The organism is Paenibacillus sp. 01T422 (assembly GCF_056398785.1).
Genome location: NZ_JBFTQB010000777.1, coordinates 1 through 3,188, shown reverse-complemented (window position 1 = coordinate 3,188; position 3,188 = coordinate 1). Strand labels below are relative to the sequence as shown.

Annotated in this window: 3 protein-coding genes; 2 read left to right on the top strand and 1 reads right to left on the bottom strand. The window is 39.7% G+C overall.

Features of this window, described 5'->3' with window-relative positions:
• Nucleotides 1-316 precede the first annotated feature (316 nt).
• Nucleotides 317-1,480, top strand: a complete 1,164-nt coding sequence (locus AC1DUA_RS31040) for a PDC sensor domain-containing protein (RefSeq protein WP_477503413.1) — start codon at nt 317-319, stop codon at nt 1,478-1,480.
• A gap of 90 nt (nt 1,481-1,570) precedes the next feature.
• Nucleotides 1,571-2,671, top strand: a complete 1,101-nt coding sequence (locus AC1DUA_RS31035) for a helix-turn-helix transcriptional regulator (RefSeq protein ID WP_477503412.1) — start codon at nt 1,571-1,573, stop codon at nt 2,669-2,671.
• 90 nt (nt 2,672-2,761) lie between these two features.
• Here the strand turns inward: AC1DUA_RS31035 and AC1DUA_RS31030 are convergent.
• The coding region (locus AC1DUA_RS31030) for an ABC transporter ATP-binding protein (protein WP_477503411.1) at nt 2,762-3,188 on the bottom strand (427 nt) is incomplete at its 5' end.

Genomic DNA, 3,188 nt, shown 5'->3' with positions numbered 1-3,188 from the left:
ATTGCTTGGCCTCACATCCTGACATTAATGATGCTACTACAACCAGGATGGCCACAATCCATTCAGAGCGCTTTGACTCCCTCATTATCTTCAAGATGAGTCCTCCAATAAATCATAATAAGGCTATGTGCCCGTATTCTACATTTTTTAGTACAAGTACGCAAGACATGAAACCACTACGGTTGATCATCAAAAAATGCTTTTTTCTACAAAATATATAGTTATTCAGTCTATGAGAGAACTCTCAGAAGGATAAAACGGATACCTTGGAGAAGTGAGTGTCAGCAGACTATCTTCACAGGAGGGCGACTCGAACATGGCATTCTTACTTAAATCTCCTCGCAAAACCCTATTTTCGAAAATGCTGTTAACGCTTACGATAACGGTAACTTTATTGATTATTGGACTATCGTCTCTTCTCTATCGAAATTTCTTTACGACTTCTTTGGACAATATCAACCGTATGAACACTTCTATTCTATCTCAAACCAGTTACAGTATGACATACATGGATACTTTGGTTAGTAAATTTACGAATACCATCATCATGAGTCCTTATACATCCGTTCTACTTTATAATCAGGAAAACGATATGTTTACGCTTGGTGAAGCTTTGCGTAACCTGGATAATCTTACTCTTCCACATGATTATGTATACTCGGTCTATACGATCAATCTAACCTTGAACCGTATCACATCCACAGAGACAGGCAACTTCTACACCAAAGAAAATTTCTACGATCAAGACATTGTTGCTAGATTGCAAACGTTGAACAAAGACACGCATACCGAAATGCCAATTTCCAGAAAAATCTCAAAAACGCAAGACTTCACAGCTTCAGAAGCCGCTGATGTTTACACCTACATCATACATGATAATCCCGAATCGGATCCATCCTCCCGCATTGCGACTGTTATCAATGTCAAGACGAGTGTGCTCCGCGATCTGATCGCTTCTTTGAATGCCAAAATGGCCGATTCCAGCAACGAGATTATCGTCATTGATTCCAAAGGGACGATCGTGAACCATATGTCAGAAAGCTTGTTTCTACAAAATATAAGCCAAGAACCGTATATCCAAACTTTACTTGCAGCCGATCAAGATTCGGGTAGCTTTAAAACGAAACTCAACGGTCAAGATTACCAAGTTACATACGTCTCTTCCGATAAACCAAACTGGAAATTTATTACCTTAACTTCCTATGCAACCTTTATAGGCACCGTTGATTCAATCAAAACCTCTACCCTTTGGACTTGTCTAACCATCCTGGCTCTCGGTTTATTTTTCTCATTCTTCATGTCAAGATCGCTTTATGTTCCTGTCGGCAGACTTGTGGAAAGTGTTAAAGAGCATCTCACAAGCTCCCCTCATAAGGATCAACCAAACAATGACATCTACTTTCTGCAAAATGTGTTCAAAGAAATGATTTCGAAAAACAATGATTGGGAAAATAAACAAAGAGAACAACTCGCTCCTTAAAAAAACAAATGGCTGCAGGACATCTTACTTGGAATCAGATATATCAATCAAGAAGAGTTACGGATTAAGCAAAAAGAACTTGGCATACAAATGAATCTGAATGGACAACTTAGATTATTACTTCTTCGCTTGGACAATTATCGCAGTTTCCTTCATCGATATGATGAAAAAGACCGTTGGCTCTTGAAATTCGGAATTGCTAACATCGTGAACGAAATCATATCAGAGGAATATGCCATGGAGACCATTCTTCTGGAAAACGATCAGCTCCTGCTGCTATTGGAAATCAGCCCGTCAGATCATGAGGAAACTACAGAATCTACCCTAAATAGGCTCATTGAAATCGCACAAAATACGGTAATAAAGTACATGAAGCTCTCGTTTTCCGCAACATTAAGTATTCCAGTCGCTTCTTACTTGCAACTCAATGAGTCTTATTCCGATACCTTGGCTCTATCTTCCTATCGGATCATCGCAGGACATGGCAGTTTCTTGACTCCAACCTTTCGGAGTTCGATACAGGAGACACTCATTTCCTTTCCCGAAAGTAAGGCCAAAATATTGCTTGATTCTTTGAAGTTAGGCCATTTGGATAAAGCAAAGGAAGCATACAATGACTTTATCAGCCTCCTATCCGGAACGACGTATGAAAACTTGCTTTCGTCCATTATGCAGCTAAGCTTCATGCTCCGAACTACGTTTAATGTCATTTTGGAAAGTCCTGAATTTCAAAAATCCGATCAATTTCAGCTTGTTTCAAGAAATATTGAGCATTTTGAAACCATCGAGGAAATTCGTAAAGCCTTCTCTTCCATTTTCACTGAAATCATCCGAGTCACGGAACAAAACAAAAATAGTAAACACAATGCCATTATTACTAGAATCATGCAAATTGCTGAAGAACAATACCGTGATAAAAACTTGAATTTGCGTCTCATCTCTGACGAATTTCAAATGTCAAATGTATACTTGGGCAAATTGTTCAAAGAAGCAACCGGTAAATCCGTATCCGAGTATATTTCAGACGTAAGGATGAACCATATTAAACAACTGCTTGATAACAGTAATCTATCTACAAAGCTGATTCTAGAGCAATGTGGATTGGAAGAAACAAACTATTTTTACACCATTTTCAAGAAACGCTTCGGTGTATCATTATCTCAATATAAACTCGAGAAAAACAAGCCATGAACCAGCCTCTACCATAGTAAATAACAATAAAGGTATATTCCCTCGTAGTACAAGGGAATATACCTTTTGTCATCATTAGGCGCCTCTTATCTATTCCTCGATTAGCCTTCCATTCTTAAGGAAAAGCACTCGATCACAAAGCGGCAACACGCGGTCATCATGCGTAACCATAACCGCGCTCTTGCGCTGATCCTTTACTTGCTTCGCGATCATACTTACTACATCGAGCCCTCGTGATGCATCTAAGCTTGCTGTTGGCTCATCTGCGAATAGGACAGCGGGGTCATTCATTAAGGCTCTTGCGATTGCTACCCGCTGACGTTCTCCCCCTGAAAGCTTCTCAGGATATGCCGTTCGACGATCGGCTAATCCCATCTTATCGAGTAACTCTTTGGCTCGTTTGGTTGCCTTCTCCTTGTCCATTCCGGCAAGCTTAGCCACCAGCATCAATTGCTCATCAACTTTCAAATAAGGAATTAAGTTGGCGCTTTGAAAGATAAATCCGATTTTCCGAAGT